Genomic DNA, 26,478 nt, shown 5'->3' on the forward strand with positions numbered 1-26,478 from the left:
GGCCGTATCCGCACGGTTCGCGGACTTGGCCCGCGTCTTCGGCCCGGGACCGCGCATGTAATGCTCTTCCGGGTGATAGGTATCACCAGCCAGCCGCCGCCGGATGCCACGGGCCCAATGGGCAAGCAGGGATCTGAATCGCCCGATCATTTTATCAGCAGCTATTCGATGGCCAATTTTTTCCAATTTCAGATCAAAAAGTAGAATAAGGCTATCGATCCGTCTAATCAGTTGTTCTTGTAAATTCGATCGATGTTGGTTCTTAATGCGTCCATGACCCTGGATCAGTTGCGCATTTTCGTTGCTGTCGCCGAGCGCGGCCACATGACCAAGGCGGCGGAGCTTCTGGGCATCTCACAGTCGGCAGCATCGGCCGCCATCCGCGCGCTTGAGGAGCAGCACGGCGTCCACCTGTTCAACCGCGTTGGCCGCAACATCGAGCTTGCCCAGACCGGCCACCGATTCCTGCCCGAGGCCAAGGCCGTGCTGGAGCGGGCCGCCGCCGCCCGCAACGTGCTGGAACATGTCTCGCAGACGGTCGCCGGCAGTCTCTCGATCGCGGCCAGCCTGACCATCGCCAGCTATTGGCTGCCGCGCCGGCTGGCGTCCTTCCACGAGGCCTACCCCGCGGTGAGGCTGAGCGTCAGCATCGGCAACACAAGGCAGGTCGAGGCCAGCGTGCTCGATGGAGCCGCCGATCTCGGCCTGGTCGAGGGGCGCACCGAGTCCGACATATTGCGCCGCGCCAAGGTCGATACCGATCGGTTGATGCTGGTGGTGGCCAACTCCCATCCCGAGATATCCGAAACCGCGCCGGGACACCCCGATATCAGGGGCTTGCGCTGGATCATCCGCGAAGGCGGTTCGGGCACGCGCGAAGTGCTGGAGGATCTGGCGCGCCGTGACGGGATTTCGCTCGCCGACCTGCAGGTATTCCTGGTGCTGCCCAGCAACGAGGCGGTTCGCCAGGCGGTCGAGGCGGGCGCTGGCGCCACCATCATCTCGGAACTCGTCGTCGGACGCGCCGTCGCCGAAGGCAGTCTGAGAGCCGTGCCGATCGAATTGCCGAAGCGCGACTTCGCCATGATCAGCCATCGCGATCGCCAGGCAAGCCTGGCCCAGATGGCGCTCAAGGCGCATCTCGGCGCCGGAACCGCGGGAAGTGGCCCGGCTTAGAGCAATTCCAGGAAAAGTGCGTGGCGGTTTCCGTCCGGAATTGCGTCAAAACAAAGTGTAGCAATTCCAGGAAAAGTGCGTGGCGGTTTCCGTCCGGAATTGCCCTGAAAACAAAAGACGGTTCAGCCGAACTTCCGCTGGGCGTCGAGCGCCAGGCCAAGGCCGACCGAGCCGAACATGTCGCCATCGATGACGGAAGCCTGCGGCACCAGCGATAGGATTTCCCGTCTTGCGAGCGGGATCGCGGTCGATCCCCCGGTGAGGAACACCGCGGTGATATCCGCCGGCTTGACCTGCGCGTCGCGAATGGTCTGGCCGACCGTGTCGGTGATCCGCTCGATATCCCTGGCGATCGTGGCGTTCAGCCCCTCGCGCGTGATCTCGGCGGCGAACGCGGCGCCCGGCAGCGTCACGGCGACTTCCGCCGACGACCTGTCGGTCAGCTCTATCTTGGCCTTCTCGACCAATGCCGCCAGCGCGTGCCCATAGCGATGCTCGACGATGTGGATGAAGCGGTCGACCAGATCGGCGCGTTCGGCCTCGTAGCGGATCTGGCGCAGATGCGTCATCGCCTTGGCGGTATAAACCAGGTTGATGCGCTGCCATGTGGCGAGATCGATGAAATAGCTTGCCGGCAGATTGCGCTTGCTGTCCTTGGTCGGGGTCAAATAGCCGAGCCTCGGCATCACATGAGCGATGCTGAGCAGTCGATCGAAATCCGTACCACCGATATGGACGCCACGGCTGGCAAGGATATCCTCCTTGCGGTCCGAAGATCGGGCACGCTCCGGCGAGACGCGGACGATCGAAAAGTCCGACGTACCGCCGCCCATGTCGATGATCAGCGCCAGTTCCTCACGCGTCACCTTCTGTTCGTAGTCGAGCGCCGCGGCGATCGGCTCGAACTGGAAAGCGATATTCGTGAAGCCTTGCGCGTGGGCAGCAGCTTCGAGCTCGCTCTGCGCCTTCGCATCGGCCTTGGCATCGTCATCGACGAATTGTACCGGCCGGCCGAGCACCACACTCTCGACCGCACCGCCGGCGTCTTCCTCCAGCCTTTTCCTGAGATGACCGATGAACAGGCCGACGATCTCCATGAAGCCGATCGAGCGCGCCTTGATGCGAGTCTTTTCGTGCGCGAGCGAACTGCCGAGCACACTCTTCAGCGAGCGCATCAGCCGGCCTTCGACGCTGTCCGTGTAATTGGCAATGGCCTGCCGGCCAAAGCCGATCCGGCCGTCCTCGAAGTTGAAGAACACGGCGCTCGGCAAGGTGACCTGGCCGTCTTCAAGCGTGACGAGGCGAGGTTGCCCGTTGCGGACCACACCAACGGTGGAGTTCGAAGTGCCGAAGTCGATACCGGCGAATGCTGGTCGCAAAGCAGCCTCCTGTCATTGGCGGCAGGCAGCGGATCGGCGCTCGCGGGAGAAGCGTGCGCTGCGGTTTCGGACGACCGAACCGCTCTGCCGGATTGAATTGTGCGTGCTTGCCCTTCGGGCGGGGACGTGCGGTCTATAGCATGACGCGAGAAAGGGAAACCCCTTTTGGACGTCTCAGTCCTTGCGGAAGATCAGCCTGCCGAGCCAGCCCGTTATCATGGCCAGCGATATCGCGAACACGCCATAGAGGAAGGAATAGTCATGGGCGACGCGAAAGATCGACTGTTCGAAACCGGACTTGCGGATTTCGAGCTGGGCCGAGCTTTCCTTGATGAACAGGCCGCTCTTGAACAGAAAGGCGCGCGCCTTGTGGGTGCCGACCGGAACGTTCGGCGCCAGCCGGACAGTGGCGCGGAACAGGTTCTGCGACAGGAACTGCACGCCGCCTACGTTCTCGCTGTAGAGGCCGGTCGCCGATTTGCGCTCGCGCAAGGCCGCGGTGAATTCCTCGATCGTGGCCGGGCTGTCGCCGGCGTCCGCAGGCTGCATGTAGAGATTGGAGGCGCCGAGCGACAGCTGCCTGTAGCTGTTCGGTTCGGTGATGTCCTGCAGGGGTCGCGTGGTCGCCACCGAATAGGAGACCGGCACGTTCTCGAAGGTCTCGGATTCCAGATTGATCCAGACGCCGAGCACCCGGTCCTTGCGGCGTACCACCACCGGCTTGGGTGGCCCTTCAAGCACGACGATGACATCGTAGCGGCCCTGGCGCGCGACCAGCGGGTCGGGGTTTTCCAGCGAACCGAAAATGGTCAGGTCGGCGCCGGAAAAGCCGGCGGTGATGGAGACATTGTCCGTGGAAAGACCGATCTGGATGCTTTCTATCGGCGGCGTCTGTGCCCTCGCCGGCGTGGCTGACGCAAGCAAGGACAGGAAGATGGCGGTTGCGAGCGTCCCCACCCCCCTCATCAGTTGAGACCCGCGCCGGACAGCGAATAGAGATTGGGCGGCGTGACGAACAGATCGATGGCAAGCCGGATCGCCACGGCCAGCACCAGCAGCGCCAGCAGCGCCCTCAATTGTTCGCCGCGCAGCCGCTGGCCCGCCTTGGCGCCATATTGGGCGCCGGCCACGCCGCCGGCCATCAGCAGGAAGGCAAGCATCACATCGACGGTCTGGTTGGTGGTGGCGTGGACCAGCGTCGTGTAGGCGGAGGTGAAGATGATCTGGAACAGCGAAGTGCCGATAACGACATTGGTCGGCACTTTGAGCAGATAGATCAGCGCCGGCACCATGATGAAGCCGCCGCCGACACCCATGATCGACGACAGGAAGCCGATGGCGGCACCGAGGCCAAGCACCGGGATGACGCTGACGAACAGTTTCGACGCCCTGAAGCGCATCTTCAGCGGCAGGCGATGGATCCAGTTGTGCTGGCCGGATTTCTTCAGCACCGGTGCCGCGCCGCTGCGCGTGGCGCGCAGGGCATTGACGCTTTCGACCAGCATCAGCCCGCCGACGGTGCCGAGCAGCACGACGTAGAGCAGCGAGATGAACAGGTCGAGCTGGCCCAGCCGGCGCAGCAAACCGAAGACAAAGATGCCGCCGGTGGAGCCAACGATGCCGCCGGCCAGCAGCACCCCGCCGAGCTTGAAGTCGAGCGTCCCCCGCTTCATGTGCGACAGCGCGCCGGAGAAGGAGGAGGCGATGACCTGGTTGGCGCCGGTGGCGACCGCGATCGCCGGGGGAATGTTGTAGAAGATCAGCAGCGGTGTGATGAGAAAGCCGCCGCCGACGCCGAACATGCCCGACAGGAAGCCCACCGCGGCGCCCATGGCCAGCAGCACGAAGACGTTGACGGAAATTTCCGCAATCGGGAGATAGATGCCCACCCGTCAGTCTCGATCAGTTTGCCTGTCGGCCAATGCTGCCGCGGCTGGCAGTCTCGCACCGAAAAGCCAATTTTTTCTTGCGCCGACGCGGTGGTAAGGTCAAACCCCGCCACCGCGCCGAAACAAAAAATATCTCAATCAGTTAACAGGCAAATGTGTGGCAAGAGCATCGCGGAAACGACGCTTCTTCCGTTATTTGCGCGCCAGCAGCGCCCTGACCAGTTTTTCATCGACGGCGCCGGTCGCCGGCAACTTGTTATCGGTCTGGAAAGCGATGATAGCGGTCTTGGTCTTGTCGCCCATGACGCCATCGGCGCCGCCGGCATCGTAGCCGTTCTTGTTGAGGATCAGCTGGATGTTCTTGACCGCCTTTTTCATGTCGATGCCGGCGGTCGTCTGCGGCGTGCCCTCCTGCCAGGATTCGGGAATGTCGGCCGAATTGGCCGCCGCGTTGAGCGGCTTGGCCTTCCACAATTCGGTCGCGGTACGGGCGCGCTCCAGCTGTTCGGGCCGCAGCGCATTGGCTATCTCGTCGCGTTTGGCGGCAGCGTCCTTGTCGCCGGTCTTGGCGACAAGGGCGAACCATTTGTAGGATTCCTCGAGGTTCTGCTTCATGCCGACGCCCTTGGCGGCGAGGATGCCGAGATTGAACTGGCTGTCCTTGACACCGAGGTCGGCGGCCTCCTGGAACCAGTGCGCAGCCGATTCATTGTCGGTCACCCCATCCGCCGCCATGGCGAACAGCACGGCCAGATTGTGCATGGCGCTGGCGTTGCCCTGCTCGGCGGCGAGCTGGTACCAGGTCTTCGACTTCTTGATGTCGCGCGTGACGCCGATGCCCTTCTCGTAGAAATTGCCGATGCGGTATTCGGCCGGCGCGAAGCCCAGTTCAGCCGACTTCTCATACCATTTGGCGGCCGCCGCCATGTCTTCCTTGACGCCGCGCGACTCCGCGTAGCGCGAGCCGATCTCGAACAGCGCCTTGGCGTCGCCGCCAGCGGCGGCATCGCGCAGCGCGGCCGGGCCGGCATCGGCCGGAATGTCGTACCTAGCTATGGCCGCCGCCGGCGCAACGCCTCCGGTGCCGTCCTTGACGGTGCTGTCGGTGGTCGCCATTGGCATGGCGGGCGCGGTTGGCGCCGGAGCGGCCGAAGCCATCGCCTCGGAGACGGTGGCGCTCGGGCCGGAAGACGTGGTCGAGGCCGCGGATGCCGCAGTCGGTTCCGCCGCCGGCGCCGTATTCGCCATCGCGTCCGTGTCCGACGGCATGGCGAGCGCGGTCTGCGCGATCATGTCATCCTTGCTTGCCGGAACGGAGGGTTCGGCCTGCCTGATGGGGCGGGCAGGCGCGCTGTCCGTTGCCGCCGGCTGAGTCTTCGGCTGGCTCGCCGTGTCGACGGATGCCGTCTGCACCGGTTGCGCGGTGATGATCGGGGTCGCGTCGTTGCTTGCCACCTGGGCGGGATCCGAGAGAAACGCCTTGCCGAGCTGCAGGCCGGCAAGCGCCAGCATGATCGCTGCCGCAGCCATCAGGATCGGCTTGCGCCGCGCCTTGAGCAGGTCGCCGATTCTCAGTGCCTTCACCGGCCCTTTCATGGTCGACTGGCGCTTCAAGGCATCCGCCTCGGCTGCGGCGGCCTGGGCGGCGCGCCGGGCGGCCGCGATGAAATCCGATTTCGCGGCATCGCTTTCACTGGGCTTTGCCGGTTGCGCCCGCTCGTCGCGTACACGCTTCATGATGGCATTGAGGTCGGGTGCGCCGGAGCCGGGTTCCAGCGGGCGGTTGGCCATTTTCGGGTCGAGCGGCTCGTCAAGATCGACACTCGGGATCTCGGCGCTCGGCGCCGAGCCGGCCAGCGGCGGAACATCCGCCGTCTTCTTGCTCTTGAAGGCGCGTGCAAGCCCGCCGAACAACGATTTGCGGCCAGCCGGCTGATCCTTCTCGGCGATGGTGTCGGAACCGAGTGCGGCCATGGCGGCCGCGGCGGCGGCCTCCGCCGGCGTGCGGGCGCCCGGTCCGCGTGGCAGGCGCGTGTCTGCATGCACCACCGGCTCGCCGGGCAAAGCAGGTTCACCGCGCGATATGGCCGCGCCACGCGCGTCGAGATCGGCCAAGTCACCGCTCAGCGGCAGCGGTTCGTCAATGTTCATCGACGGCGCGTTCACGGCCATCTTGGGCCGCCGTGTGCCTCGCCAGCCACTCGTATCCACAGGCGCGGCATCCAGGAGCTCGCTTACCGCTTCGGACGGTTCGCTGGTTTCCAGCGAACCCAGCCTGTCGACGATCTTCAGCAGCGTATCGTGGATGGCCTCGAATGTCCGCGAATTGCGCTCGTCGGAACGCCGCGTCAGCGTTTCCAGCATCTTCAGGTCCTGGGCGAGGCCTGAAACGGCCGTCGTGTTGGCGTTCGAACCGGCCAGCGACCGCACCGCATTCTCGGCTGCTTCGCGTGCCGCGCCGAGAATGGAATCGCGGGTTCCCGCCAGCGCCTTCTCGATTTCGTCGAGGCGCGGGCTGATGTCTTCGAATTCTGGCAGCGGCGTACTGGGCTTGGACAGGTGAGCCGACAGGCCGGCGACCTGCGCCTCCAGACTGCGGATCAGCGCCGGATCGATGCCGGCCACCTGCGCCGCCGACGCGTCCAGCCGGCTTGAAATGTCCTCGAGGCGGCTTTCCAGCCCACGGATCGCCGCTTCGCCAGCAGGATCTGGAACACGCGTTTCCATGCGCTGGGCGAGCGCGGTGAAGCGGGCGTCGATGGCTTCCATGATGCCGGCGCTGTCGACTTGCGGCATCATGCGCTGGTCGAGCCGGTCGGCAACTTCGTCCAGCCGGCGTTCGAGATCGCGAAACAGCATGTTGCCCTGTTCGATGGCGTCACCCTGGCGGCGTTCCATCATGCCGGACAGCACGTCGAAGCGTTGCTCCAGCCCATGGAAGATATAGTCGGCGTCGGGCATGGCCGGCGCCTGGTCGATCTTGTCGGCGATGAGCGTGATCTGTTTGGCCAGCCGTTCCATCGCCTGTTCCGGCAGGTTGGCACGACCGGCCAGTTCGTCGACCCGGTTGGACAGCGTGCTCAGGTGATCCATGACCGCATTGCCGGGGCGGTCCTGCGCCACTTCCTCGATCTGCCGGGCGAGCGAGTCGATCCGCTTCTCGATGCGCTCGAAAGCTTCATGGTCGACCGAATTGGCCTGTGCCGCGACGGTCGAAGCGACGATGGCACGGGAAATCTCGTCCAGCCGCTCGTCGATCATGGCAAGGGTATCGCCGCTGCGATTGTCCTGCTGGCTGGCGAAGTGATCGACGGCGCCGGCAAGTGTGCGGACCTTTTCCTCCAGCGAGCGTAGCGACAGCGATTCCGGCAAATTGTTGACGGCATTGCTAATCTGCTCCAGCCGGCCGCTCAGGGCCGCAAGGGCGGGATCGTCGGAGCGTTTGCGCTGGTCGGCATCGACCCGGTCTTCGAATGCCGTCCAGCGGCGGTCGAAATCGTCCCAGCGGCGGTCGACCTTCTGCACGCTCTCCTCGCGCGCCAGTGTGTCGAGAGCGGTCTTGACCTGCTCGAGCTCCAGCCGCAGCAGGTTGACGCTTCTGTCGTCGCTCTTTTCCGACAGCGACTTGATGGCGCCGGAAAGCCGTTCGAATTCGATGCCGAGTTCGGCGCTTCCCTTGCCCGATGCGCCGGGCCTGGCGTTCGACTGGAAGGCACGGTCGATATCCTTGCGCAGCGCATCGAATTCGCGCTGCAGCCCTGCCGTCATCTGGTGGCGCAGCTCCTCGCGCATGCCGCGCAGTTCGCCGGCGATCTTGCCGACCATGGCAATGCTGTCTTCCTGCCCGCGCACGCGGTCGATGTCGCGGGCGATGGCCTGGTAGTTCTGGTCTAGGGCAGGGGCGGACGCCGGGTTCTGCGGGCGCGGCGCCGGCTGCGGATCCTCGTACCAGCGCTGCTGGCCGGTTGACTGGGCGGCTGGATAATGGGGGTCGGCGGCGGGATAGCGTGGCTCGGTCGCGGGATAGCGCGGGTCGGCGGCGTATTGGCGGGAAGCGGGACGCGCCGTCACCTCCTCGCGCGTCTGCCCTAGTCGCTGTTCCAGCGTCTCCAGCGAGCGGTTCAGTTGCTCGAGCGTGGTCTGTGGCCTACGCTGCCTGCCGGCGTTGAGTGTATCGAGGTAGGACCGCTTGCTGTTCATCGGTGCGTCCGTCTTTCAGATTGGCCGGCTTGCGACCAGCTGTCCAAGTCCCTGCCGGAACGAAGGCGACCGCGCTTCCATGCCACGGCGGAAGACTAGCTTCCCGGGGTTTCACCCGCGCTCCGAAAAACCGTGAGAAATTCGATACAGGATAAACACGGGTAGCCGACACGCGCACATTTCGCCCAACGTGGTAAACAACGCGTTAACCAAGCTTAAGAAGTTGGAAGGAAATTGGCTGTCGCTGCCCGCAGTGCGGCATAAAGCACCGATCAGAGAACGCCCTTGCGTCATCGGGCGGCTATCGGTATAGAATTGACGTAAACGTAAAGGGCGCCTTGAAGCGTGCTGTTTGCGATTTTGCTTGTCGAAACCACGACTGGAAGCACGCCCCCGCTTCCAGTCCGGCGACGCATGGTCCGGGACCGCGACGCCACCAACGGGGAAAGCCAGTGACCATGAAGCTTATCTCGGCCGGCGAGACCGCGGCCAATACCAACAATATACCTGTCGAAGCCGGTGAGGATCTCGCCCGCATCGGCGAAATGGCCAAGAAATACGGCGTGACGCTGCGCACGCTGCGCTTCTACGAAGACAAAGGCCTGCTCAACCCGCAGCGTGACGGTTCGACCCGCCTCTACACGCGCCGCGACAAGGCCCGGCTGAAGCTGATCCTGCTCGGCCGCAAGGTCGGGTTCTCGCTGCGCGACGTCAAGCAGATGATGGACCTCTACGATCCGACCGGTTCCAACACCAAGCAGTTGCGTCTGGCGCTGGACAAGTCGGAGAAGCAACTTGCCCGCCTGCAGAAGCAGCGGGCGCTGATTGACGACGCCATCAACGAACTGAGCGGCTCGATGACGGCGGTGCGCCAGATGCTGGCCGAACGGACCACGCCGCAGGCGAGCGTCGCCAGCTAAAGGCAATTCCAGGAACGGTGTGAAGCGGCTTTCCGCCCGCTTTCGATTAGCTGATTCTGACGATCAAAGCCGCGTGGCCATGCCGCGCGGCTTTTTTGTTTTCCTTAGACCGTGCCCTCCGAGATGTTGGCCGCTGGCTGGCATCATACCGTCCCGCCAGGGCTCATTGCTTCGCAGAGTGCGGAAATCTTGTCACAGCGAAAGAATTGACGTTTACGCAAACGTCAATTTTTGCTATCCCCGGCTCCAACACGGGTCCGTATGCTGCCCTGACATGACTTCGGGGCTTCCGGACCAGGTCCGCAGGGTGGAGAAAAAGCATGCCGACATACAGGGCTCCGGTCCAGGATACGCTGTTCGTACTCAACGAAGTGCTGGGCTATCAGCGTTATTCGAACCTTCCCGGATTTTCCGATGCCACGCCCGATGTGCTGGAGGCGATCCTCGCCGAGGGGGCCAAGCTCGCCGAGAACGTCATGCACCCGCTCAACCGTATCGGCGACATGGAAGGCTGCGTTCGTCACGACGACGGCTCGGTGACGACGCCCAAGGGCTTCAAGGAAGCGTTCGACCAGTATCGCGAGGGCGGCTGGATGGGGCTCGCGGCACCGGCCGAGTTTGGCGGCCAGGGGCTGCCCTACATGGTGCACCAGGCTGTCTCCGAATACATGGTGTCGGCCAACATGGCGCTGATGATGTATCCGGGACTGACGCAGGGCGCGATCGCCGCCATCATCACCCATGGCACTGACGAGCAGAAGGCCAAGTGGTTGCCGAAGCTGGTCGAGGGCGCGTGGACCGGAACCATGAACCTGACCGAACCGCATTGCGGCACCGATCTTGGTTTGCTGCGCACCAGGGCCGCGCCGAACGGCGACGGCACCTACAAGATCTCTGGCCAGAAGATATTCATCTCGGCCGGCGAGCAGGACATGTCGGACAACATCGTCCATCTCGTGCTGGCCCGCATCGAGGGCGCGCCGGAAGGCGTCAAGGGCATTTCGCTGTTCATCGTGCCGAAGCTCAAGCTCGACGCATCGGGCAATCCGGGCGAACGGAACACGCTCTCCTGCGGCTCGATCGAGAAGAAGATGGGCATCCACGGCAATTCGACCTGCGTCATGAATTATGACGAGGCTGAGGGCACACTGCTCGGCGAGGTGAATGGCGGCCTGAAGGCCATGTTCACCATGATGAACGAGGCACGGCTCGGTGTCGCCCTGCAGGGGCTGTCGATCTCCGAGGTTGCCTACCAGAATGCCGTTTCCTATGCCAAGGACCGATTGCAGGGCCGTTCGCTGTCGGGGCCGAAGGCTCCGGACAAGAAGGCTGACCCGATCATCGTTCACCCCGATATCCGCCGCAGCCTGATGACTATGAAGGCGTTCAACGAGGCCGGCCGCGCGCTGGCGCTGTGGACGGCGATCAAGTCCGACATCGCGCATCGCTCCGGCGACGACAAGGACCGTCAGACGGCTGACGACTACACCGGCCTGCTGACTCCGGTGGTCAAGGGCGTGCTCACCGACAAGGGCTTCGACCATGCTGTCATGGCGCAGCAGGTGTTCGGCGGCCATGGCTATATCGAAGAGCACGGCATGAGCCAGTTCGTGCGCGATGCCCGTATCGCCATGATCTATGAAGGCGCCAACGGCATCCAGGCGCTTGACCTCGTCGGCCGCAAGCTCGGCCTGAATGGCGGCCGCGCGGTGCAGGCTTTCTTCAAGGAGGTCGGCGAGTTCTGCGAGGAAAACCGTTCCGACGAAAAGATGGCGCCTTTCACCAAGGCGTTGAAGAAGGGCCTCAACGATCTGCAGGCGGCGACCATGTGGCTGCTGCAGAATGGTATGGCCAAGCCCGACAACGCCGGCGCCGCCTCGACCGACTACATGCATCTTTTCGGCCTTGTGGCGCTGGGCTACATGTGGGCGCAGATGGCCAAGGCAGCGCAGGGCAAGCTCGCGCAAGGCGCCAATGGCGCCGGTGCGTTCTACGACACGAAGCTGGTGACCGCGCGTTTCTTCATGGAACGCGTCATGCCGGAAACGGCGATGCGGCTTGCCCGCATTTCGAGTGGCGCCGATACGCTGATGGCGCTGCCGGCGGAAGCGTTCTAGAAATGCTCGGCGTCCCCCTCCCCCTTGAGGGGAGGGTGGCCCGAAGGGCCGGGAGGGGTCGCCCGTGCCGCGCGCCGACCTCAATTCCGCTGATGTACCTTGGGAGGACTATCATCGTATGCCTAACCCTGCGGAAATCCTGAACCTCCCCAAACCCGCCTGGGCGGCGGACGAGGTTGGCATGCTCTATGACATGGCCTCCCGCTTCATGGCCGACGAGATCGCGCCGCGTTACGATGAGTTCGAGAAGAACGAGATGGTCGACCGCGAGAGCTGGCTGAAGGCCGGTGCGGCCGGCCTGCTCTGCGCCTCGATGCCGGAGGAATATGGCGGTTCCGGCGGCACCTTCGCGCATGAGAGCGCCATCATCGAGGCGATCGGCCATGTCGGCGTCGACGGTTTCGGCATCGGCCTGCACAATTCGATCGTCGCCCCCTACATCCTTCACTACGGCTCGGAAGAGCAGAAGAAGAAATGGCTGCCGAAGCTGGCGACCGGCGAGCTGATCGGCGCCATCGCCATGACCGAGCCCGGCGCCGGCTCCGACCTTCAGGGCGTCAAGACGCGGGCCGAGAAGGACGGCAACCAGTACCGGATCAACGGCTCCAAGACCTTCATCACCAACGGGCAACTGGCCAATTTCATCATCGTCGTCACCAAGACCGATCCGGAAAAGGGTGCCAAGGGCACCTCGCTGATCGTCGTCGAGACCGACGAGGTCGAAGGCTTTCAGCGTGGCCGCAACCTCGACAAGATCGGGCTCAAGGCCAACGACACGTCGGAGCTGTTCTTCAACGACGTGCGCGTGCCGACCTCAAATCTGCTCGGCCATGAGGAGGGACAGGGCTTCATCCAGTTGATGCAGCAATTGCCGCAGGAGCGGTTGCAGATCGGCACTGGGGCGATCGCCATGATCGAGCGGGCGCTGGCACTGACCATCGACTACGTCAAGGAGCGCAAGGCTTTCGGCAAGGCGATCATCGACTTCCAGAACACCCAGTTCAAACTGGCCGAGCTGAAGACCGAGGCCACAATCGGCCGTATCTTCTACAATGATTGCGTCACCCGCCACATCAATGGCGGGCTGGATCCGGTGACGGCCTCGATGGCCAAGTACTGGCTCAGCGACCTGCAGGGAAAAGTCGTCGACGAATGCCTTCAATTGTACGGTGGCTATGGCTACATGAATGAATACCCGATCGCCCGCATGTTCCGCGACGCTCGCGTCCAGCGCATCTACGGCGGCACCAACGAGATCATGAAATTGCTGATCGGACGCTCGCTCTGATGCATGTCGCCCAAAAGTGGTCCCGGTTTTGGGAGATCGACATGCATCAGTCCAAAAATGCATGTCGCCCAGAAGTAGATCGACATACATCAGTCTGAAGCCGTTCGATAAACCCGAGGAGCAAGAGAATGAGTGACGCTTATGTCTATGACGCCGTGCGCACGCCGCGCGGCAAGGGCAAGAAGGACGGATCGCTGCATGAGGTGCCCGCGGTGCGGCTTGCCGCCAAGACGCTGGAAGCGCTACGCGACCGCAATGGGCTGGACACCGGCACAGTCGACGACATCATCTTCGGCTGCGTCGATCCGGTCGGCGAAGCAGGGTCGGTCATTCCGCGCGCCGCCGCCTTCGAGGCCGGCTACGACACCAAGGCGCCCGGCATGCAGATCTCGCGCTTTTGCGCCTCGGGTCTCGATGCCATCAATTTCGGCGCCGCCAAGATCGCGCAAGGCGCTGACGAGATCGTCATTGCCGGCGGCGTCGAATCGATGTCGCGTGTCGGCATGGGCGCCTCCGGCGGCGCCTGGTTCATGGACCCTTCGGTCGGCCTGCCCGGCTGGTTCGTGCCGCAAGGCATCTCGGCCGACCTGATCGCCACCAAATATGGTTTCAGCAGGGACGACGTCGATGCCTATGCCGTCGAAAGCCAGAAGCGCGCCGCCAAATCCTGGGCGGACGGACGCTTCAAGAACTCGGTCATCCCGATCAAGGATCAGAACGGCCTGACCATCCTCGACCATGACGAGCACATGCGGCCTTCGACCGACATGCAGTCGCTGGCCTCGCTCAATCCGTCCTTCGTCATGCCTGGCGAAATGGGCGGCTTCGATGCGGTCGCCGTGCAGAAGCATCCGGAAGTGGAAGAGGTCAACCATGTCCACCATGCCGGCAATTCGTCCGGCATCGTCGATGGCGCAGCGGCCGTGCTGCTCGGCTCCAAGAAGGCCGGCAAGGCGATGGGCCTCAAGCCGCGCGCCCGCATCCGCACCTTCGCCAATATCGGCTCCGAGCCGGTGCTGATGCTGACCGGTCCGGTCGATGTCACCGAGAAGCTTTTGAAGCGTGCCAAGATGAAGCTGTCGGACATCGACCTGTTCGAGCTCAACGAAGCCTTCGCCTCGGTGGTGCTGCGATACATGCAGGCCTTCGACATCGATCACGACAAGATCAACGTCAATGGCGGCGCCATCGCCATGGGCCATCCGCTCGGCGCTACTGGCGCCATGATCTTCGGCACGGTGCTGGACGAACTCGAGCGCCGTGATCTCAACACCGCGCTGGTCACGCTGTGCATCGGTGCCGGCATGGGCACCGCAACGATCATCGAACGCGTCTGACGGGGAGAGAACAATGAGCTACACCAATTTCACCCTCGACATTGACGCCGACGGCATTGCGCTGGTCACCTGGAACATGCCGGATCGCTCGATGAACGTCTTCACCGAAGAGGTCATGCGCGAGTTGAACGCCATCGTCGATCAGGTGGCGGGCGATGCCGCCATCAAGGGCGCGGTGATCACCTCCGGCAAGGACACCTTCTCCGGCGGCGCCGATATCACCATGCTGCAGAAGATGCTGACGACCTTCGCCGCCGAAAAAGGCAAGGATGTCGAAAAGGCCACCAAGGCGCTGTTCGAGAACGCAGGCTATATGACCGGCCTGTTCCGCAAGCTGGAGACCTCCGGCAAGCCCTGGGTTTCGGCAATCAACGGCACCTGTATGGGCGGCGCTTTCGAGCTTTCGCTCGCTTGCCATGGCCGCGTCGTCGCCGACTCCGACAAGGTGAGGATGGCGCTCCCCGAAGTGAAGATCGGCATCTTCCCCGGCGCCGGCGGCACCCAGCGCGTGCCGCGGCTGACCGATCAGCAGCAGGCATTGCAGATGCTGACCTCCGGCCAGAACCTGTCGCCGCAGAAGGCGAAGTCGATGGGCCTGATCCATGAGATCGCCGAACCGGCCAAGCTGGTCGAGACCGCCAAGGCGATGATCAGGAACGGCCTGAAGCCCGTCGCGCCGTGGGACGAGAAGGGCTTCAGGCTGCCCGGTGGCCAGATCTATTCGCCCGCCGGCTTCAATCTGTGGCCGCCGGCCATCGCCATCCTGCGCCGCGAGACCTATGGCAATTATCCGGCCGCCGCCGCGATCCTGAAATGCGTCTACGAAGGCTTGCTGGTGCCGTTCGATACGGCCTTGCGCATCGAGCAGCGCTATTTCACCGAAATCATGCAGACCAAGGAAGCGGCGGCGATGATCCGCTCGCTGTTTGTCTCTCTGCAGGAACTGAACAAGGGCGCGCGCCGCCCGGCCGGCGTGCCGGAAACCAAGTTCAAGAAGATCGGCATCCTCGGTGCCGGCTTCATGGGCGCCGGCATCGCCTATGTCACCGCCAGGGCCGGCATCCCTGTGGTGCTGCTCGACCGTGACATGGAGTCGGCTGAGAAGGGCAAGGCGCATTCCGACAGTCTGGTTTCGGATCAGGTGAAGAAGGGGCGCGCCAAGCCGGAAGAGAAGGACAAGCTTTTGTCGCTGATCACGCCGACCGCAGACTATGCCGACCTCGCCGGCTGCGACTTGGTGGTCGAGGCGGTGTTCGAGGATTCGGCCGTCAAGAAGAGCGCCACGGAACAGGCGGAAGCGGTGCTGAAATCGTCGGCGATCTTCGCCTCCAACACGTCCACCATCCCGATCACGTCGCTGGCTAAGAACTCCGCACGGCCGAAGAATTTTGTCGGCATCCATTTCTTCTCGCCGGTCGACAAGATGATGCTGGTCGAGATCATCCTGGGCAAAAAGACCGGCGACAAGGCGCTGGCCACCGCGATCGATTTCGTCCGCGCCATCAAGAAGACGCCGATCGTTGTCAATGACACGCGCGGCTTCTACGTCAACCGCTGCGTGTTGCGCTACATGTCGGAAGCCTACAAGATGCTGATCGAAGGCGTGCCCGCGCCGATGATCGAGAATGCGGCGAGGGCCGCCGGCATGCCGGTGGGGCCGCTGGCGCTGACCGACGAGACGGCGATCGACCTTGCCCAGAAGATCATGAAGCAGACCATCAAGGACCTTGGCGACAAGGCTGCCGTCGACCCCAGGCAGATGGCGCTGATCAACATCATGGTCGACGACCACGGCCGCTTCGGCCGCAAGAACGGCAAGGGCTTTTACGATTATCCCGCCAAGCCCGCCAAGAAGAAGCTCTGGCCCGGCCTCAAGGACCTTTATCCGCAGCTTGCGCCCGGGAAGGTCGATTATGAGGAGTTGCAGCAGCGCCTGCTCGTCACCATTGCGCTGGAGGCGGCACGTGTGATGGAAGAGGGCATCGTCACCGATCCGCGCGAGGCCGATGTCGGGTCGATCCTGGCCTTCGGCTTCGCGCCCTACACCGGCGGCGCGCTGTCCTACATTGACGGCATCGGCGCCAAGCGTTTCGTCAAGATCGCCAAGGGTCTGCAGAAGAAGTATGGCGCCGAGTTCAAGGCGCCCAAGCTGCTCATCGACCTGGCCGAGAAGGGCGAGACCTTCTACGAACGCTTCAATCCCTACGCCAAGGGCGACGTCAAGCAAGCCGCCTGACGCGGGAGATGTATGTCTGGGCGCGTATGGCGCGCATGCTGGCCATGGCACGCAGCCGTGGTCCCTATGTGGTAGGCGGTGAAAGCCGGCTGGCCTTTCGCTGCCTGTCGACCGACATCGCGGCGCTCGGTCGCGCCGCGGACCCGCGACCGCCGACGCAGGCGGAACGGATTTTCATGATATCGCATCTCTGCGCGGCCTCGCCACGGCGGCCAATTGATCGCCGCAAGCCAATTTCCACGGCCGGCGGCAAGGTGCGGCGCGCCTGCGCCATCGGTGGACAAACCGGTGTTCGCGGACTAGAAGGAAAAGGCATTTTTTCCTGTCTCGAAGGAGAGCACGACATGCTCTCGCACGATCGCGTCTGGGCCGCCATCGATGCTCTTGCCGAGCGCTATTCGCTTTCGGCCTCGGGCCTGGCAAGGCGCGCCGGGCTCGATTCGACCGCCTTCAACAAATCGAAACGTCTGTCCTCCGACGGCCGGCCGCGTTGGCCTTCGACCGAGTCGCTCGCCAAGATCATCGAGGCGACGGGTGCTTCGCTCGACGAATTCACCGGGCTGATCGAAGGCCGCATCGGTGCCGCGCCCACGCGCAGGCGCTCCGTGCCGTTGCTTGGTTTCGCCCAGGCCGGCGCCGGCGGCTTCTTCGACGATGCCGGCTTTCCAGCGGGGCAGGGCTGGGATCTGGTCGAAGTGCCGGCGCAATCGACCGAAAGCTCCTATGCGCTTCAGGTGCAGGGCGATTCCATGCTGCCGCTCTACCGCAATGGCGACGTCCTCATCGTCGAGCCAGGCGCGGCCACCCGCAAGGGCGATCGCGTCGTCGTCAAGACAACGGCCGGGGAGGTGATGGCCAAGGTGTTCGAACGCCAGACCGTCAAGTCGATTTCATTGGTCTCCCTCAATCCCGATCACCCGGACCGCGACATTCCGATGCGCGATGTCGAATGGGTGGCGCGGATTGTCTGGGCAAGTCAGTAGGCCGGACTGGTGCGGCTCCCCCATCTTGTCCTGGCGGTCCTGATGGTCCCGGTGATGGCGGCGTTGGTCGTTGCCGGCGGCCATAAGCTGAAAGGCGGCGAAAGCGCGGTCACAGTGGATCAGATCGATCCTGATACCGATACGGTCGCACAAGATGACGCTGGGACAGTTCCTGAAGAACCGGCCACCTCCGCCATACCTGCCGCCCAGCCGCCAAAGCCGGCGGTGCATTCGCGGGCGATCGACCCGGAAATTGTCGCGCCGCCGGAACTGCCGACCGGAGAGCTTGAGCGGGTCGAGCCGCGCCAGCCCTTGAGCAAGCTGGCGCTCGCCATGCCGCCCAAGCCGAAGATGCCTGACGACTGGAACGGCACGAAGCTGTTCCAGCCGGTGGCGCCGGCTGCCGGGCTGATCGAGGCGAAAGGCTATTCTGTCGTGGTTTCCGGTATCGATGTGGTCCGGCAGGACGAGACCTGCGCCAGCGACGGCAAATCCTGGCCGTGCGGCATCCGTGCCCGCACGGCGTTCCGCGCCTTCCTGCGCGGCCGCGCTGTGGTTTGCATGGTGCCGCCTGAAGGCGGACGCGACCGGGTCGCGGCGGAATGCCGGATCGGCAAGCAGGATGTCGGTCAATGGCTGGTCGAAAACGGCTGGGCGCGCGCCACAAAAGGCGGGCCCTATGTCGATGCCGGCGAAAAGGCGCGCAGCAGGAAGAAGGGTATCTTCGGATCGGCGCCGAACCTTGCCGGCATGCCGGCGGAGCCCGCCGCGTCGGCCCCGGCGCCTCAGGCGCCGGGCTCGATCCTCGAAGAGGACGGTGGCGCCCTCAAACCAGCTGGCCAGCCAACGCCTTCTGAATGAGCGCGCGGGTTTCGGCGACGCCGTAGAGCGCGGCGAACGACCCGAAGCGCGGACCGCGTTCCTGGCCGATGAGTATCTGGTAGATCATCTGGAAGAAGGCACCCGAAACGCCGGGGCCGCCTTCCGGGCTCTGCTTGGAGTGATCCTGATAGCGTTCGATCTTGCGCGCCACGTTGAGCGAGGCGTTCTGGATCGCTTCGCCGCTGGCGTCCGCCGGCAGCGCGCCAAGTGCCGCTTCCAGGGCCTCCAGCGCCTCGCGCTCGACATCGTCGGCGGCGCGAAAAGTCTTCGTCGGCTTCACGAAATCGTCGAAGTAGCGGATCGCATAACCCGTTAGCCTGTCGAGTTCGGGGTGGGTCGCCGGCGTCACGCCCGGCACGTGGCGCGAGATGAAACCCCACAGCACGCTCTTGTTCTGGGCGTTGGAGGCGCTGACCAGGTTGAGCAGCAGCGAGAACGGCACCGGCATGTCGATGGCAGGCGGGTTGCTGTCATGCATGTGCCAGACCGGATTGCCCAGCCGCTCCTTCCAGTCCTGCCGCCGATAGGCGGCTAGGAAGGTGTAATATTCGTCCACCGCTCTCGGAATGACGTCGAAATAGAGCTTCTTCGCCTGCCGCGGCCGCTGGTACATGTAGAGCCCAAGGCTCTCGGTCGGCGCATAGGTCAGCCATTCGTCGATGGTCAGGCCGTTGCCCTTCGACTTCGATATCTTCTGGCCGTTCTCGTCCAGGAACAGTTCATAGACGAAATGCTCCGGCGCCCGTCCGCCCAGTATGTTGCAGATGCGGTCATAGACCACGGCATTGGTCTGGTGGTCCTTGCCGAACATCTCGAAATCGACGCCGAGCGCTGCCCAGCGCATGCCGAAATCCGGCTTCCACTGCAGCTTCACCCTGCCGCCGGTGATCGGCAGCGTGGTTTCGGTGCCTTCATCGTCGAAGGTGATGCTACCGGCCTTGGCGTTGACGTGCTTCATGGGCACGTACAACACGCGGCCGCTCTTCGGTGAAATCGGCAGGAACGGGCTATAGGTCGCCTGCCGCTCCGGCCCGAGCGTCGGCAGCATCACCGCCATGATCTGGTCATAGCGTTCGGCGGCGCGCAGCAGCATCGCGTCGAAGCGGCCGGCCTTGTAGTATTGGGTCGCGCTGGCGAATTCATAGTCGAAGCCGAACGTGTCCAGGAAGCGGCACAGCATCACGTTGTTGTGGTCGGCGAAGCTCGCATAGTCGCCGCCGAATGGATTGGGCACCGAAGACAGTGGCTTGTGCAGGTACGGCCCCAGCGCTGCGCGATCCGGCACGTTGTCGGGTATCTTGCGCATGCCATCCATGTCGTCGGAAAAGCAGAGCAGCTTGGTGGCGACCTTGTCCTGCGTCAGCACGCGGAAGGCATGGCGCACCATCGAGGTGCGCGCCACTTCGCCGAACGTACCGATATGCGGCAGGCCGGACGGGCCATAGCCGGTCTCGAACAGGATCGTTTCGGGAAATTCGGCGCCTTTATAGCGCTCGATGATCTTTTTGGCTTCCTCGAACGGCCACGCCTTGCTCTCGGCGGCCGCCGCCAGCAGTTCGGGATTGAGATCGATGATGTTTGATCCCGCCATGGTCCTGTTTTCCAGTTATTGCCGGCCCAGCAAATTCGAAGAAGACGGGCCGGAGCAAGGGGTTTTCAAACCGGTCTCTAGGCGCGCGTGGCCGGAGCGTCAACGATTGCGGCGCTTTTTCCTTGCGGCCTTTGGCCCCCTTTCCTACCTTCGGAGCCCGTTCAAGGAGCAAAGAATGCCATCGCCGACCCCGCATGAAGCCTTGATCTACCTGATGGTGATCACCTCGGCCTCGGATCGCGACATGACCGACGTCGAACTTGCCAGGATCGGCGATGTCGTCCGCTCATGGCCGGTGTTCCAGGATTTCCAGCAGGACCGGCTGGTTTCCGTTGCCCAGGCTTGTCAGAAATTGTTGCATGAAAAGGATGACCTGGAGGGCGTGCTGGCCCAAATTGCCGAGGCCCTGCCGGAGCGCCTTCGCGACACGGCTTACGCGGCTGCTTTCGAAGTCGCCACCGTCGATCTCGAAATGCGCCTGGAAGAGGTGCGGGTGCTGCAGCTGATCCGCCGTGAGCTCGATCTCGATACGCTGACCGTCGCCGCAATCGCGCGGGCAGCCAAGGCAAGGCTGCGAACGCTCACCTGACGGCAAGCATCACGGATCAGAAGAAGCTGACCGGGACCGGATCAGAAAAAGCTGACCGGGAAATAGCGCAGGTAGAATTCGGCGAAGGTGCCTTTCATCGAAATCTCCTGCAGCGCGTAATCGAGCGCTGCCGCCAGCGCCGGATTGTCCACCCGGGTGGCGATGGACATCCCCGTGCCCAGATATTCGGGAGCCAGATAGGGGCCGCCGGCAAAGCGGCAGCAACCGGCTGCGTCCGAACCGCCCAGCCAGAAGGCGAAGCGCATGCCGTCGCCGAAGGCGGCGTCGATCTTGCCCGCCTTGAGATCGTTGTAGAGCTCTTCGGGCTTGTCGAACGGAACGATCTGAACGGTATCGAAATAGTCGCGCAGCATCCGTTCATGCGCCGAGCCTGCAAGCACGCCGACGCGTTTGCTGCGCAGCTTGGCGAAGACCGGTTCCGAGAGCGCCTTGGTCTTCGGCGTGATGAAGCGTGCCGGAAACTGCAGATAGGATCGCGAGAAGGCGTATTTGGATCGCGATTCCGGTGTTGCGGCAATGCCGGCTATGATCGCTTCGCCTTCGCCTTTCTCGAGCGCCCCTTCGAGCTCGCCCCAGGGCAATGCCTGGATCTGGCATTTGTCGACGATGTCAAGTTCCGCGCAGATGGCCCGGGCCAGATCAATGTGGAACCCGGACAGTTTTCCCGCGCCGTCGAGGAAATTGAAGGGTGGAAAATCCGTGGTCGTCAGGAACCGCAGCCGTGGCAGCGACGAAAGGTCAGGCTTGGGCAAACGTTCCTTGGCGTCCCACAACACCGGCACCTGCGGTTCCGCGGCGCGCGCGCCGATACTCCCGACGCCCAACGGCAACGCTGCGATCAGCATCGAAGCCAGGACCGGGAACCTCCATTGGAACGCCACGATAAAACTCCGCCGCACTCTTCTCGCGCCGGTTCTGGTACGAAAATCATGCAGGCACAATGGTTTTTGATTTCAACGCGCCGATTTCGGGATATGATTTGAAGCGTTTGCAAACAGCGGTGGCTGCCCTGGTGGGGGACCGGAGTCGAGAACCACAACCGTAAAGGAGCGCGTTGCAATCCGTGGTCGGTGGCAAAGTGCGGATAAGGCACGGACTATCGACATCAATGCATGAGGCAACATGGGGTTGATGTTGCGATGGGTCAGTTCGATCGTACGCTGGAATACATAGACCAGCTGCAGCACGCCGGAACGGCGGCTGCGGTCTGCGAAAAGCTTTTGGGAATAACCTCGGACTACGGCCTGACAGCGCTGATGGCTGGCACTGTTCCGCAGCCGGGCACGCCGACAGGCCAGCAAAAGCAGCATGTGCTGCTTTGCGACTGGCCCGTCGAATGGCTGGAGCGCTACGTCGCGCGCAACTATGTCGATCACGATCCCGTGGTCAGCCACATGAAGCAGTTGCAGGCGCCGTTCCAGTGGCGGGAAGCGGCCCAGGACATTCGCATCGACAAGAGCAGCGGCGAAGTGATGGGCGATGCCGGAGCTTTCAAGCTGCGCGATGGGCTGGCCTTCCCGCTGATTACACTCGATGGCCAGATCGTCATGGTATCGCTGGGCGGCGAGGCCGTGGAGCTCTCGGCGGCACAGTTCGGCCTGGTGTCGCTGGTCTCGACCTATGCCGTTGGCCGCGCCATGCAACTCCACACGATGGCCGGCAAGACCATCGACCATATCGAATTGACACCGCGCGAGCGCGAATGCCTGCAATGGGCCGCCGTCGGCAAGTCCGAGTGGGAGATTTCGCAAATCCTCGGCATCTCCGAACACACCTCGGAGAAACATCTTCTTAACGCCAAAAGCAAACTCGGTGCCGTCAATAGAGTTCAAGCTGTCGCCGAAGCGATAAGACGCGGCTACATTAGCTAGATCGGCCGTGCCGACCTAGAACTTCCCGCCTACGTGATCGAACTTCCGCCTACGTGATCACGCAATTTTCTCATTGAAGCACGGCCGTATCATCCTTCTGAACACAGGAGACGGCAGATGCTTTTTTGTCTTACAACCCACGAATTGATGGAACGTCCTGACCTTTGGGCGGCCGTCCATCGCCTGCGCTACAAGATATTTGTCGAGGAGATGGGATGGGAGGACCTGCGGCGCCCGGACGGGTTCGAGGTCGACCAATTCGATCATGACGAGGCAGTGCATCAGATCGTCATCAGAGGCAACGAAGTCGCGGGCTATCAGCGGATGTTGCCGACCACGCGGCCGCATCTGCTGACCTCGGTTCTAACAGATCTTTCCGAAGGAACGCCGCCATCGGGTCCCAACATCTGGGAGTTGACCCGTTATGCGGTGGCTCCCGGATTCCGCGATGGCCGTCGCGGCGTATCGACCGTCGGCACCGAATTGATAGCCGGATTCGTCGAATGGGGGCTGAAGCGCGGCATTGACAAGGTGATCATCGAATTCGAGCCGATGTGGGTCCTGCGCGCGTTGCAACTGCATTTCCTGGCGACGCCGCTGGGCTATCAGCGCACCTATGGCAATCAGCAGGTCGTGGCGACGCTGCTCACCTTCAATGAGCACACGCTGAATGTGGTGCGCTCGCGCCGCAACCACCATGCCCCGGTTCTTGCCAGAGGTTATCCTGACATGTTCGGGCAAAGGAGGGCGTCATGAGATCGGAAACGGCCATGGACCTGCACCCGCAACCTGAACTGCGCAACCACACGCTGATTGTCACCGTGTCGTCGAATGACGGCCGTCCGGTGCTCGACAGAAGGGCCTATGAAAGCCTTGCCAGGACGTTCCACGAAGCCGCCGACAATGACGAGGTGCGTGTCGTCGTGCTGCGAGGCCTCGCAGGCTGCTTCTGTCTCGGCGGCGACTTTTCCGAATTTCTCGATGCTACCAAGCATCAGAAGCTGATCGCCGCCGTCACCGACATGTTCCGCACGCTGGCGACGTTTCCCAAGCCCATCCTGGCCTGCGTCGATGGCGATGCCGTGGGCGTCGGCTGCACCATCCTGTTCCATTGCGACATGGTGATCGCCTCGGGCCAAAGCACGTTCCGCGTGCCGTTCGTCGATTTCGGCCTTGTGCCGGACGCGGCGACCAGCATCCTGGCGCCACAGAAGCTCGGCTATGCCGGCGCCTTCCGCTTCTTCTGCCTCGGCGACACGCTTCATGCCGACGACGCCAGGGCGCTTGGTCTCGTCGCCGAGATCGTGCCTGACAGCGTGGAGGAGGCGGCGCTTGGTCGGGCAAGGCAACTCGCCAAGAAGCCGGTTGCCGCCTTGCTGCAGACACGCGGCCTGCTCAAGGGCAACACCAACGCGCTGTGCGATCGCATCGACCAGGAGATATCGCTGTTCCAGCAGGCGCTGCAGGATGACGCCACGCTGCGGCGCCTGCAGCGCATTGCACGGCTCGCGGCCTGATCGATCGCACCCGGAAATTGCGCCGCGCAGACAAATATCCGCGCGGCGCGGAAGCGTCAGTCCTGTTTTCCAAGGAATGACGGTCCTTCACCGATGATCTTCTTGTCTTCCTTGCCGACGACATCGAGATCACGCCCTTCATAGGGCAGCGACAGAAGGATGCGCCGCATTACCGCCAGCCGCGCGCGGCGCTTGTCGTTGGCGCGCACGATGATCCATGGCGCGAATTCCTTGTGGGTCCGCTCGAACATGGTGTCGCGCGCCTTGGTGTAGTCGTCCCATTTGGTGATGCCGGCAATGTCGATCGGCGAGAACTTCCAGTTCTTCAACGGACTATAGCGGCGATCGTGAAAACGCTCGAGCTGCGTTTCCTGACCGATATTCAGCCAGAATTTGAAGAAGTGGATATCGTCATTGACGATCATCCGTTCGAAATGCGGTGTCTCGTCGAGAAATTTCTCGTGTTGTTCGGGCGTGCAGAAACCCATAACCGGCTCGACGCCGGCGCGGTTGTACCAGGAACGGTCGAAGGTGACGAATTCGCCCGATGTCGGGAAGTGGTCGACATAACGCTGGTAGTACCATTGCCCCAGTTCGGTCGGGGTTGGCTTGGTCAGCGCCACATTGCGCGCCGTGCGCGGGTTGAGATACTGGCGCACCACGAAGATCGTGCCGCCTTTGCCGGCAGCGTCACGGCCCTCGAACAGCGCCATCACTCGCTTGCCGGTCGCTTGCAGCCATGCCTGCGCCTTGACCAGTTCGATCTGCAAGTTCTTGAGCGTCTGATCGTACTCCTCGCTTTTCATCTTCTTGTCGTAGGGGTAGCCGCCCGCGGTCAGCTTGTTATCCTCAACCCAGTCCGGAAGCTCGGGATTCTCGATATCGAACTCCCGCTCCTCGCCCCCGATCCTGATTTTCAGCGGACCTGAAGTCGGCGCGGCGGAATCTTCCTTGGCTTTTTTCATCGAGACGAACCCTTTTAACCATCCGGACTCATGCTATTGGGAGCCACCACAGCGCCGTGCATCCCGTTTGGACGCGCAAAAAAACGCTGTAGCACTTTTGATTTTGCACATGATCCTCTCCGAAAATCGATTCCCGATTTTCGGGATCATGCGCGGGAGCGGTCCGGCGGAAGTTTCCGCCACCGCCCGGTGGGAAGGCATGGGGCGCAGGCGTGCGAGCGAATGACTGAGCTGGACGCGGAGCAGAAAGGTATGATGCGAACCATGGCGATCCGGCTGTGGAACGGCCGCTGGCTGTTTGCGGCCGGTGTCGTCGCGGTTCTGATCGCCTTTGCCTTCGCCGGTCTTTCCGCCTACGTGCTGGTGCCGGCGCTGCTGCTGTTGCTCGCGGCCGCGATCCTGCCGGCCGCGGGCATGCGCCAGTCCGACGACAATGCCGCTGCAATCGAGGCGATCGGCCTGCAGCGCCTGTCAGGCGAATATCTGGCGGCGGCCGTCGCCGACCCGCTGATCATCTTCGACCGTGCCGCCACCATAGTCCACGCCAATGCCGCTGCCTTTGCCGCGTTTGGCGGCATCGCGCCGGGCCTGTCGCTGCCGCTGAAATTCCGGGCGCCGGAAATGCAGGCCCTGCTCGATAGCGTGCTGTCGGGCACGATCGCCTCGGATGTCGTCGACTATACCGAGAAGCTGCCGGTCGAGCGGGCTTACCGGGTCAGCGCGTCCTCGGTCGGGCACGGCACCGACCTCTATGTGCTGGTGTTCAAGGATCAGAGCGAGGCGCGACGCATCGATCGCATGCGCGCCGACTTCATCGCCAATGCCAGCCATGAATTGCGCACCCCGCTCGCCTCGATCGCCGGCTTCATCGAAACGCTGCGCGGACCCGCCCGCAACGATCCGGCGGCGCGCGAGCAATTCCTGCAGATCATGCAGAACCAGACCGGGCGCATGGCGCGCCTGATCGACGACCTTCTGTCGCTGTCGCGGCTGGAGATGAAGCCCTATCTGAAGCCGGGGACCGAAGTCGACCTGCGCCAGACCGTCGACAGCGTCATCGATTCGCTTGGTCCGCTTGCCCGGGAAACCAGCGTCGCCATCGAGCGTGATTTCGCCGCGGGGCCGCTCAATGTGCCGGGTGATCGCGACGAGTTGTTCCAGGTCTTTGAAAACCTTCTGGAAAACGCCTGTAAATATGGCCAGTCGGGCGGCCGCGTGGTGGTGTCGATCGCGCACAGCGATGACGGTGCCGAGCCCGGCATCGACGTGACCATCAGGGATTTTGGCCCCGGCATTCCCGAGGAGCACATTCCGCGCATCACCGAGCGTTTCTATCGCATCGATGTCGAGACGAGCCGGACCCAGAAAGGCACGGGCCTCGGCTTGTCCATCGTCAAGCACATCCTGACGCGTCATAACGCCAGGCTGACGATCAAGTCCGAAGTCGGCAAAGGCGCGCTGCTTCTCGGTCCATTTGCCGACGGCCTAAATCGCCCTAGTTTTCCACAAGAGCATTT

General features: G+C 63.0%; 20 protein-coding genes and 1 pseudogene. 14 read left to right on the forward strand and 7 right to left on the reverse strand.

Annotated elements, in window-relative coordinates:
* Nucleotides 1–273: 273 nt before the first annotated feature.
* Nucleotides 274–1,176, forward strand: coding sequence for a LysR family transcriptional regulator (locus FJW03_RS28120; RefSeq protein ID WP_140691406.1), 903 nt, complete (start codon nt 274–276; stop codon nt 1,174–1,176).
* A 122-nt stretch (nt 1,177–1,298) separates the two neighbouring features.
* Here the strand turns inward: FJW03_RS28120 and FJW03_RS28125 are convergent, their stop codons facing one another.
* The 4 genes from FJW03_RS28125 to FJW03_RS28140 form a co-directional block, all read right to left on the reverse strand.
* The gene (locus FJW03_RS28125; RefSeq protein WP_140765492.1) at nt 1,299–2,555 is read right to left on the reverse strand and encodes an Hsp70 family protein; all 1,257 of its coding nucleotides are present in this window, start codon (nt 2,553–2,555) and stop codon (nt 1,299–1,301) included.
* A 174-nt stretch (nt 2,556–2,729) separates the two neighbouring features.
* Nucleotides 2,730–3,521: a TIGR02186 family protein gene (locus FJW03_RS28130; protein WP_140765490.1), complete on the reverse strand. Its 792-nt coding sequence runs from the start codon at nt 3,519–3,521 to the stop codon at nt 2,730–2,732.
* Nucleotides 3,521–4,444 carry a sulfite exporter TauE/SafE family protein gene (locus FJW03_RS28135; protein WP_140691415.1) on the reverse strand — a complete coding sequence of 308 codons (924 nt, stop codon included), beginning with the start codon at nt 4,442–4,444 and terminating at the stop codon, nt 3,521–3,523. Before FJW03_RS28135 ends, FJW03_RS28130 begins: the two co-directional genes overlap by 1 nt.
* Nucleotides 4,445–4,636: 192 nt before the next feature.
* A complete protein-coding gene (locus FJW03_RS28140) occupies nt 4,637–8,644 on the reverse strand; it encodes a peptidoglycan-binding protein (protein WP_140765488.1) in 4,008 nt (1,335 codons plus the stop codon).
* Nucleotides 8,645–9,102: 458 nt separating this feature from the next.
* Between FJW03_RS28140 and FJW03_RS28145 the strand changes: the two genes are divergently transcribed.
* The 7 genes from FJW03_RS28145 to FJW03_RS28175 all read left to right on the forward strand — a co-directional run bounded on the left by FJW03_RS28145 (nt 9,103) and on the right by FJW03_RS28175 (nt 18,386).
* On the forward strand, nt 9,103–9,564 hold the full coding sequence (locus FJW03_RS28145) for a MerR family transcriptional regulator (RefSeq protein ID WP_140765517.1): 462 nt from the start codon (nt 9,103–9,105) through the stop codon (nt 9,562–9,564).
* Between the two features lie 320 nt (nt 9,565–9,884).
* Nucleotides 9,885–11,681, forward strand: a complete 1,797-nt coding sequence (locus tag FJW03_RS28150; protein WP_140765486.1) for an acyl-CoA dehydrogenase — start codon at nt 9,885–9,887, stop codon at nt 11,679–11,681.
* A 118-nt stretch (nt 11,682–11,799) separates the two neighbouring features.
* Nucleotides 11,800–12,969: an acyl-CoA dehydrogenase family protein gene (locus FJW03_RS28155; RefSeq protein ID WP_140765484.1), complete on the forward strand. Its 1,170-nt coding sequence runs from the start codon at nt 11,800–11,802 to the stop codon at nt 12,967–12,969.
* A gap of 128 nt (nt 12,970–13,097) precedes the next feature.
* On the forward strand, nt 13,098–14,306 hold the full coding sequence (locus tag FJW03_RS28160; protein WP_140607685.1) for an acetyl-CoA C-acetyltransferase: 1,209 nt from the start codon (nt 13,098–13,100) through the stop codon (nt 14,304–14,306).
* A 13-nt stretch (nt 14,307–14,319) separates the two neighbouring features.
* A complete protein-coding gene (locus FJW03_RS28165) occupies nt 14,320–16,542 on the forward strand; it encodes a 3-hydroxyacyl-CoA dehydrogenase NAD-binding domain-containing protein (RefSeq protein ID WP_140765482.1) in 2,223 nt (740 codons plus the stop codon).
* Nucleotides 16,543–16,886: 344 nt separating this feature from the next.
* The gene (locus FJW03_RS28170; protein WP_140765513.1) at nt 16,887–17,525 is read left to right on the forward strand and encodes a helix-turn-helix transcriptional regulator; all 639 of its coding nucleotides are present in this window, start codon (nt 16,887–16,889) and stop codon (nt 17,523–17,525) included.
* Nucleotides 17,526–17,534: 9 nt separating this feature from the next.
* Complete coding sequence (locus FJW03_RS28175; protein WP_413466446.1) at nt 17,535–18,386, forward strand: thermonuclease family protein; 852 nt, start codon at nt 17,535–17,537, stop codon at nt 18,384–18,386.
* Here FJW03_RS28175 and FJW03_RS28180 read toward each other — a convergent pair.
* Nucleotides 18,352–19,998 (reverse strand): lysine--tRNA ligase, encoded by a 1,647-nt coding sequence (locus FJW03_RS28180; RefSeq protein WP_140765480.1) that lies wholly within the window; start codon nt 19,996–19,998, stop codon nt 18,352–18,354. The two genes, FJW03_RS28175 and FJW03_RS28180, sit on opposite strands and share 35 nt — an antisense overlap.
* 175 nt (nt 19,999–20,173) lie before the next feature.
* Here FJW03_RS28180 and FJW03_RS28185 point away from each other — a divergent pair, with 175 nt between their 5' ends.
* Entirely contained in the window at nt 20,174–20,587 is a 414-nt protein-coding gene (locus FJW03_RS28185) for a tellurite resistance TerB family protein (RefSeq protein WP_140765478.1), read from the forward strand.
* A gap of 41 nt (nt 20,588–20,628) precedes the next feature.
* Here FJW03_RS28185 and FJW03_RS28190 read toward each other — a convergent pair whose 3' ends face one another.
* Entirely contained in the window at nt 20,629–21,489 is an 861-nt protein-coding gene (locus tag FJW03_RS28190) for a transporter substrate-binding domain-containing protein (protein WP_413466447.1), read from the reverse strand.
* A gap of 258 nt (nt 21,490–21,747) precedes the next feature.
* On the opposite strand from FJW03_RS28190, the gene FJW03_RS28195 reads away from it, so the two are divergent.
* From FJW03_RS28195 to FJW03_RS28205, 3 genes are all read left to right on the forward strand, one after another.
* Nucleotides 21,748–22,479 (forward strand): helix-turn-helix transcriptional regulator, encoded by a 732-nt coding sequence (locus FJW03_RS28195; protein WP_140607680.1) that lies wholly within the window; start codon nt 21,748–21,750, stop codon nt 22,477–22,479.
* Between the two features lie 117 nt (nt 22,480–22,596).
* Nucleotides 22,597–23,235 (forward strand): acyl-homoserine-lactone synthase, encoded by a 639-nt coding sequence (locus FJW03_RS28200; RefSeq protein ID WP_140765476.1) that lies wholly within the window; start codon nt 22,597–22,599, stop codon nt 23,233–23,235.
* Complete coding sequence (locus FJW03_RS28205) at nt 23,232–23,996, forward strand: enoyl-CoA hydratase-related protein (RefSeq protein ID WP_226890480.1); 765 nt, start codon at nt 23,232–23,234, stop codon at nt 23,994–23,996. Before FJW03_RS28200 ends, FJW03_RS28205 begins: the two co-directional genes overlap by 4 nt.
* Before the next feature lie 56 nt (nt 23,997–24,052).
* Here the strand turns inward: FJW03_RS28205 and ppk2 are convergent, their stop codons facing one another.
* Nucleotides 24,053–24,961 carry a polyphosphate kinase 2 gene (gene ppk2, locus FJW03_RS28210; RefSeq protein ID WP_140765474.1) on the reverse strand — a complete coding sequence of 303 codons (909 nt, stop codon included), beginning with the start codon at nt 24,959–24,961 and terminating at the stop codon, nt 24,053–24,055.
* Between ppk2 and FJW03_RS28215 the strand changes: the two genes are divergently transcribed.
* On the forward strand, nt 24,948–25,187 hold the full coding sequence (locus FJW03_RS28215) for a hypothetical protein (protein ID WP_140607677.1): 240 nt from the start codon (nt 24,948–24,950) through the stop codon (nt 25,185–25,187). The genes ppk2 and FJW03_RS28215 overlap by 14 nt on opposite strands.
* Nucleotides 25,184–26,450 (forward strand): annotated as a pseudogene (locus tag FJW03_RS28220) (ATP-binding protein). The gene FJW03_RS28215 and the pseudogene FJW03_RS28220 overlap by 4 nt, the downstream one beginning before the upstream one ends.
* The last annotated feature ends 28 nt before the right edge of the window (nt 26,451–26,478 follow it).

This window comes from Mesorhizobium sp. B4-1-4 (assembly GCF_006439395.2).
GTDB lineage: Bacteria > Pseudomonadota > Alphaproteobacteria > Rhizobiales > Rhizobiaceae > Mesorhizobium.

Excerpts from the sequence above, each read along its gene's own strand:
- FJW03_RS28120 (WP_140691406.1), top strand. The coding sequence starts at position 274 with ATGACCCTGGATCAGTTGCGCATTTTCGTTGCTGTCGCCGAGCGCGGC.
- FJW03_RS28130 (WP_140765490.1), bottom strand. The coding sequence starts at position 3,521 with ATGAGGGGGGTGGGGACGCTCGCAACCGCCATCTTCCTGTCCTTGCTT.
- ppk2 (WP_140765474.1), bottom strand. The coding sequence starts at position 24,961 with ATGAAAAAAGCCAAGGAAGATTCCGCCGCGCCGACTTCAGGTCCGCTG.
- FJW03_RS28195 (WP_140607680.1), top strand. The coding sequence starts at position 21,748 with ATGGGTCAGTTCGATCGTACGCTGGAATACATAGACCAGCTGCAGCAC.
- FJW03_RS28165 (WP_140765482.1), top strand. The coding sequence starts at position 14,320 with ATGAGCTACACCAATTTCACCCTCGACATTGACGCCGACGGCATTGCG.
- FJW03_RS28160 (WP_140607685.1), top strand. The coding sequence starts at position 13,098 with ATGAGTGACGCTTATGTCTATGACGCCGTGCGCACGCCGCGCGGCAAG.
- FJW03_RS28180 (WP_140765480.1), bottom strand. The coding sequence starts at position 19,998 with ATGGCGGGATCAAACATCATCGATCTCAATCCCGAACTGCTGGCGGCG.
- FJW03_RS28145 (WP_140765517.1), top strand. The coding sequence starts at position 9,103 with ATGAAGCTTATCTCGGCCGGCGAGACCGCGGCCAATACCAACAATATA.
- FJW03_RS28150 (WP_140765486.1), top strand. The coding sequence starts at position 9,885 with ATGCCGACATACAGGGCTCCGGTCCAGGATACGCTGTTCGTACTCAAC.
- FJW03_RS28200 (WP_140765476.1), top strand. The coding sequence starts at position 22,597 with ATGCTTTTTTGTCTTACAACCCACGAATTGATGGAACGTCCTGACCTT.
- FJW03_RS28170 (WP_140765513.1), top strand. The coding sequence starts at position 16,887 with ATGCTCTCGCACGATCGCGTCTGGGCCGCCATCGATGCTCTTGCCGAG.
- FJW03_RS28155 (WP_140765484.1), top strand. The coding sequence starts at position 11,800 with ATGCCTAACCCTGCGGAAATCCTGAACCTCCCCAAACCCGCCTGGGCG.
- FJW03_RS28140 (WP_140765488.1), bottom strand. The coding sequence starts at position 8,644 with ATGAACAGCAAGCGGTCCTACCTCGATACACTCAACGCCGGCAGGCAG.
- FJW03_RS28205 (WP_226890480.1), top strand. The coding sequence starts at position 23,232 with ATGAGATCGGAAACGGCCATGGACCTGCACCCGCAACCTGAACTGCGC.
- FJW03_RS28185 (WP_140765478.1), top strand. The coding sequence starts at position 20,174 with ATGCCATCGCCGACCCCGCATGAAGCCTTGATCTACCTGATGGTGATC.